This window comes from uncultured Roseovarius sp. (assembly GCF_913054395.1).
Classification (GTDB): Bacteria; Pseudomonadota; Alphaproteobacteria; order Rhodobacterales; family Rhodobacteraceae; genus Roseovarius.
This window is the reverse complement of the sequence record NZ_CAJXIP010000009.1, coordinates 44,309-50,448: the sequence shown is the minus strand read 5'-3', so window position 1 is coordinate 50,448 and position 6,140 is coordinate 44,309. Positions and strand designations below refer to the sequence as shown.

General features: G+C 58.7%; 3 protein-coding genes. 1 reads left to right on the top strand and 2 read right to left on the bottom strand.

Annotation, left to right across the window (positions count from 1 at the left end; genetic code table 11):
* Positions 1-51 precede the first annotated feature (51 nt).
* Complete coding sequence (locus tag QZ522_RS02430) at positions 52-861, bottom strand: gamma-glutamyltransferase (RefSeq protein ID WP_294607063.1); 810 nt, start codon at positions 859-861, stop codon at positions 52-54.
* Between the two features lie 490 nt (positions 862-1,351).
* Between QZ522_RS02430 and QZ522_RS02425 the strand changes: the two genes are divergently transcribed.
* Positions 1,352-4,951: a flavoprotein gene (locus tag QZ522_RS02425; RefSeq protein ID WP_294607061.1), complete on the top strand. Its 3,600-nt coding sequence runs from the start codon at positions 1,352-1,354 to the stop codon at positions 4,949-4,951.
* Between the two features lie 48 nt (positions 4,952-4,999).
* Here the strand turns inward: QZ522_RS02425 and QZ522_RS02420 are convergent, their stop codons facing one another.
* Complete coding sequence (locus QZ522_RS02420) at positions 5,000-6,127, bottom strand: hypothetical protein (protein ID WP_294607059.1); 1,128 nt, start codon at positions 6,125-6,127, stop codon at positions 5,000-5,002.
* Positions 6,128-6,140: the final 13 nt, after the last annotated feature.

Here is a 6,140-nt window from a genome sequence, read left to right as displayed (position 1 = left end):
GCAGCATTTGGGAGGTTCGGGCTCGATCCAGTCATTCGCTGTAAGAGGTGCCTAGGGATTGCGAATGACGTTGCGACCGTCAGCCTCCAGCGTCCGGGTGACTGAGCGCGGAATCCGGTTGGAGACATCAATCGCATTGCCCGTCGAAGAAAATCGCGGTGCTGAAACTGCTTCTGTCACCGACATGCCGAAATCGACCGTGTTCAGGATGGTTTGCAGCACGCCCATCACAATCTGCGTCCCTCCGGGCGCGCCCAGCACCAGCGCTGGCGTGTCGTCTTCAAACATGATTGTGGGGCATATTGCACTAAAGCGCGATTTCCCCGGTGCGATTGAAACCGCGCGGCCGGGAGGGGGATCGAATACCCCCATGCACCCGTTGTACATGAAGACAAGACCGGGCGTTATCACGCCGGCCGGCATACCAAGCGAATGGGTCATTGCCACGCAGTTGCCATCGCTATCGACCACGGAAATATGTGTTGTGTCGCGCGGAACGGCATCTGCGGGCGGCAACCGCCGGACTGTGGCCCGTTCGCCGCGACGTATCTCATTGGCGAGGTTCGCCGCATGCTCCTTGCCGGTGAGTTTGCTTAGCGGTACGTCAACAAAGCGAGGATCACCAACGCGTTTATCCTTGTCGATTGTCGCGCGTTTCATGGCCTCCGACACAAGCGCGATATAGGCCGGGCTGTTATGTTCATAGTTCGAAAGTTCGAAATTCTCGAGAATATTGAGCATTTCAAGAAGCATCACTCCGCCACCGGGTGGGCGGTTGGTCACTATACGCCGTCCGCGATAGCTGCCTTCGATCGGGGTGGTCCAGTCCGGGGCGCAGCCTTCCAGATCGGCGGAGGTCAGTAATCCGCCGCATAATCAGACTAACCAGATGAGCCAGACCCTCTCTTAGTTCATGCGGCCAACTAGCCCAATATCTCTGACGACGGACACCTGAAGACGAAGTGGTCGCCGTGATGAGATGGCTTGCTCCTGCTAACGCGCCGGAGTTTCTTGGAGCCTTGACACGCGCAATCCCACGGTGAAAGCGAAGGTTTCCGGATAAGCCACCTTGCTGGGGTCGGGTCTCGCCACAGGCGCCCTTAACGGCAGTCTCGGCCCCAGGGCGCTATCCGCGAAAAGGGATAAAAAAGATGTCCCAAGGGTCGCCGCACCCTACACAAAAAACGGACCACGCCATCGAGACCCGAGATTAAACACCGGGGCCCACTCAGCGCGTTTGCAAAATTTAGAAAAACTGGTTTAATTTCGCTTAGTTATATTTATTCAACCGGTTCCCACTTGGCCAACAGGCACAGCCAATGAAAACCGCGTGAACATTAAGGAGCCAAGCATGAATTCGAGACAGCCCATCATGACGCGCGATGCCTCAAATCTGTCCGACGCGGATTTCGGCATGATCTTGTCTGCCTTCCAGGGCGACGCAAGCATGGTTGATTTTGAAGACATCCGGCCAAGGTTCCGCATGCTCGAGGTTGCGGCCGACGCGATCCTTGCGCCCGATGGCATGTACGTGGTGCTCGATGGTGCGGTGGCACTTCGGCAGAACGAAACCACGCTCGCGACCGCAGATGCGGGCGATTACTTCTATGAGGAACACCTCGAAATATTCAACATCCCGGTAACGATGGAGGCGCTCGCCGCGCCGGGAACGCGGCTTGCCTATCTCTCCAGCGCTGAATGGTTCGCGCTGCCTGAGAACCTGCGCACCGCCGCGTTCGCCACTCTCTTTGGCGATCTGGTTTCGGTTCATATGCAGAATTTCCAGCAACCCATCAATTGCTGTAGCGTGACGGCTGCGGCGTTGAGCATGTCTGCGCTCGGGTTTTCTTGCGAGGTGAACGACATCTTCCGGGAATGCGAGTTGCCCGCAAGCTTCGTGGTCAGCGACGGGATTTCGCTGGCCGAACTGTTCGACGTGGCCTGCACCTATATCTACAAGCTGGGCCTGCGCGAGATGGTTCAGGTGCACACCTATTTCATGGATACGGCCACCACCTCGCCCGAGCAACTTCTGGCCGCAATCGAAGAATCGAACCGGCTTGGCGGCGATAACGACATCCTCGTGGCCAACTTTCAGGTCGGCATGGCCCATGGCAGAGAGAATATGCCCGGCGGCCATTTCGCCATTATAGCCAAGTGCAACCCCAGTACCGGTTTGGTTCATATGATGGATGTGCACCCGGAGAAATACGGCAAGCTCTGGGTGACGACCGTGGACCGGCTCTATGCGGCGATGTCGGACCGTGACGGTACCTCGATGCGCGCGCGCGGGCTCTTGCGGTTCTCCGCGCGCCAAGCGGTCAAGACACGGCTGAAATCTCTCAAGCCGCCCTGCCATTACGTGGACACGACGCGCTATCTGTCGAGTGGACGGCGCAAGAAGCGCAACCTTTTCCGCCGCGCCAGCCCCAACCTGAACAGTCTGGGCGTGCTTTCGGAAAGCCTTGCTATCCTTGGCGATCCAGACGTGAACGAGGACAAACTGCTGCTCTCCTCGACCGCCGCCTACAGCGAGACGCTGAGCCGCGTGTCGGATGCGCGCGAGATGGACCGGATTGCCAAGATGTATCTGGCACAGGCGGTTCATACGCATCTCGGCAGCGAGTTCCGCAACTATAACGAACGGGCGGAAGAACACCGCGAGTTGTCACCGCAGGACTGGTTCAAGGCGCAACTCAGCAGCCTTGAAGATCACGACGGTCGTCACCTGATGATAAATATAGATCTCAACCGCGTGCTCGGATTCGACGTGATCAAAGCGCCCGACAACCTGTACCGCGAAACGGCGCTTCTGGAAGAGTTCTGGTGCATCTGCATCGCATATGACGAGGCCGACGACCTGGTGACTTTGGTTGATATGAGCCCGGCAACCTCGCAGGTCTGGCAGGCACCGAGGTCGCAGATTTTCCGCGGCTTGAGGGATTTGCACAACCCCGAGATGCTGATGATAGAGGAACGCGCGCAGGTCCAGGTGGCCGATGACGCCCCGGGCATTGTCCAGGCCAACACGATCGCGCTCTTTTACGACGACGAGGATCCATGGTCGAACATGCTGCGCAATATCCTCGACAATATCGGCGTGACCGAACTGGCCGCCATAGACGTTTCGGGCCATGCGTTGCGCTCGATAAAGATGCGGCGGCAACTGGTGGCCATGACCGGGCAGGATTCCGTGCCTTACCTGTTTTTCAGGGGTGAATGGCTTGGTGCGCGCGACGATATCGTGGGCATGGTCATGGATGGCAGCCTTCAGGCGCGGATCGCCGAAGAGGGGCTTCCGGTGCTTCTGCGCCACGAATCGCCCAGTCTCGACAAGAACATCTTTGGATATCCCAAGGGCGGGCTGAACGAGCCGCCCGATGGCAAACGCAACGTTCTGCTGGCCGCTTGCGGCTCTTCTGCGGCTGACAAGATCCCCGAACTGGTGGAACGGATCACCGACGCGGGGCACAATGTGAAGCTTATTCCTTCGGTCGCGGCAGAGAAATTCTTCAAGGATCACGCGGCCGACCGAATTTTATCCCGGATCCGCGCGCACGACATTTACCGCGATGACGATGAGTGGAACTTTCATTATATCAACTACGGAATGCCCCTGCGGGCCTCGCATCTGGCGCTTTGCGACTGGGCCGATTGTATCGTGTTGGCCCCCGTCACATGCAACACCATGGGCAAGATCGCCAATGGTATCGCCGACAATCTGCTGTCGTCGATCTTTGTCGCCTGGCAATACCAACGCAAGCCCGTCGTTCTGTGCCCGGCCTGCAACACGCATATGTGGAACAATATAACCACCCAGAACAACGTGGCGGCGTTGAAAACACTTGGTGTTGAGTTTGTGGGCCCGCGCGAGGGGATGCTTTCGAACGGGACGATGGGGGTTGGCATGATGGCCACGCCCGATCAGGTCATGATGGCGCTGGAGGGGGCCTTCGAGCAGCTTGACGATCAGGAACAGCGGATCATCCGCTGGGCGCGCGACGCTGCCGCCTCTGACGAATACGCGCAATGGAAGCGGGTTTTCCGCTCCATCGACGAGGGGGTGGTGGGCATCGACGTGATCGACGATCTGACGGGTGACTCGCTCTTGCACTTCGCTGCCGGTGGCGAGGGTGAGATGACCGAGAACGGCATTGCGCGCGGCGTGCCAGACCTTGAGGCGGCGCGCGATCTCATTGCGCGGGGCATCAACCTGAACGCCCAAAATGATATGGGCTTCACCGCGCTCCATGTGGCAATCGCCAACGCCTCGTCCGAGATGGTGGATATTCTGCTGGGGGCCGAGGGGATTGATGCGGGCCCTTGCCTGCATTTCGCGCAGGACAAGGCCGTGCCGGAGGCCATTCGCGCGCGCCTCATGGACTGGGCACAGGCCAAGGGGATCTCTGTGGCAACTTCCGCTGCTCAGGCCACATCCGGGTCGGAAACGAAAAGCGCCGAGGAAAGCTATCTCTATTTCACCTACGGTTCGCTCAAGCGCGGCTTTCCGAACCACGAGGCCCACGCCGAGCACCTCGGCACATTTATAGGCCCCGCGAATACGCGTCAGTCGATGCCGCTCATCGTTCAGAAGGAGCCGCGCTGTGACAACCCCAATTGCGCCTATCTGCACCGCATGGCCACGCTTGTAGACCTCAAGGGCAAAGGCCAGCAGGTAGAGGGCGAGGTGTACCGCGTGACGGCGGCGGGCCTGCGGGCGCTCGACCAGCTTGAGGGCTATCACGGCCCCGCCTCAACCGAAAACGTCTACCTTCGAAAGAAGATCACCGTGGTCGTTGAGGGGGCGGTCGAGCACGCCTATGCCTATGTCATTGCCGATCCAACCCCGCATCTGGCGGCACTGGAAGCGGGCGAGGCCGAGACAGTGGCGGTTTACACCGAAGACATGGCGCGGGGCGACCTCAAGCCCGGATTTGAGCCCGCGCAGTAGCGGGCTGTGCTGTCTGGCTTTCACAGGTGGCGCACAAGCCGCGGTGCGTCACATGTGAAGCACAATGCTATAGAGCGTGATCACGATCATCGCCGCCAGAACCGCAGGCCAGAACGCGGCCTTGGGAATAAGGTTGTCGTGGTAATTCAGCAGGCGCGATGAGGGCATGATGCCGGAGACGAAGAAATAGGTGTTCACCGACACGCCAAGCAGCAGGAAATACATCAGGAAGTAAAAATACTCCATATATATCACTTCCGACCCGGCAATGGATTCGCGCAGTTGGACATGCGCAAGAAGCACGACGAAGAACAGCACCGAGGCGGTTTCGATCACGCCGGAGGTGCTGAAATCATGCCGCGCGGCCAGATCTTCCTTGCGGGTGACCGTCATCAGCGCGCCAAAAAGCAGCGTCGAAACCACGAAAAGCGGCACCATGTGCACGATGAAGGCGTTGCCGAATTTGCGCTTCACCACGATGTTGTAATGCAACTCGGGAAAGCCCGTTTGCTGGGGGGGGCGATCAAGCCCCAGGCTGGTGCCGAGGTCGGAAGGCTTGTAGTCAAAATAGGTATTCTCCCGTTCCCATGTGCCCAGAACGATGCGCTCGTCGATGCCGAAAACATCCGTGGGACCGGTGGCCGGGTAAGCCTCGAAATCGGGCACCAGCACCACATCCTCGCCAAAGGTGCCGGGCCAGAGCCGGACCCAGACGGTTTTGTGGTCGAACGGGTAAGCGGTGTAATCGAAGGTCTGGCGCAGGGTTTGCTCGAAATACCAGCCAATGAGATCACCATTGCCGCGCCTGAGCCGATAGGCCTCTTCGATCACCCCATCTCCTACATTGACCCGTTCGGGCAGAATAAAGCCGATCTCACCGGGGGCAGGTTTGATCGCATCATGCACACCGTCTTCGTAAAGCTGCCAGACATAGCCGCTCACGTTCACATCCGTGGCCCCCGTATATTCAAGCGACTGGATGTAGACGCCGGTTTTAACCCGGTAAGCGGGGTCAACCCCGGCGGTCTCAAAATACTCTGTGACGGCGGCCTTATCGTATATCTGGGTCGGGTCGCCTTCGAACCGGTTCATCTCCACCCACAGCATGAACAGGATAGAGGCCAATACGGCCGACACCACGCAGGATAAAATCCAGATCTTGCTCTCTACACTCATCTTGCCTGCCGCT

What these genes read in the sequence shown, in the direction of transcription:
- QZ522_RS02420 (WP_294607059.1), bottom strand. Translation starts at nt 6,127, where the DNA reads ATGAGTGTAGAGAGCAAGATCTGGATTTTATCCTGCGTGGTGTCGGCC.
- QZ522_RS02425 (WP_294607061.1), top strand. Translation starts at nt 1,352, where the DNA reads ATGAATTCGAGACAGCCCATCATGACGCGCGATGCCTCAAATCTGTCC.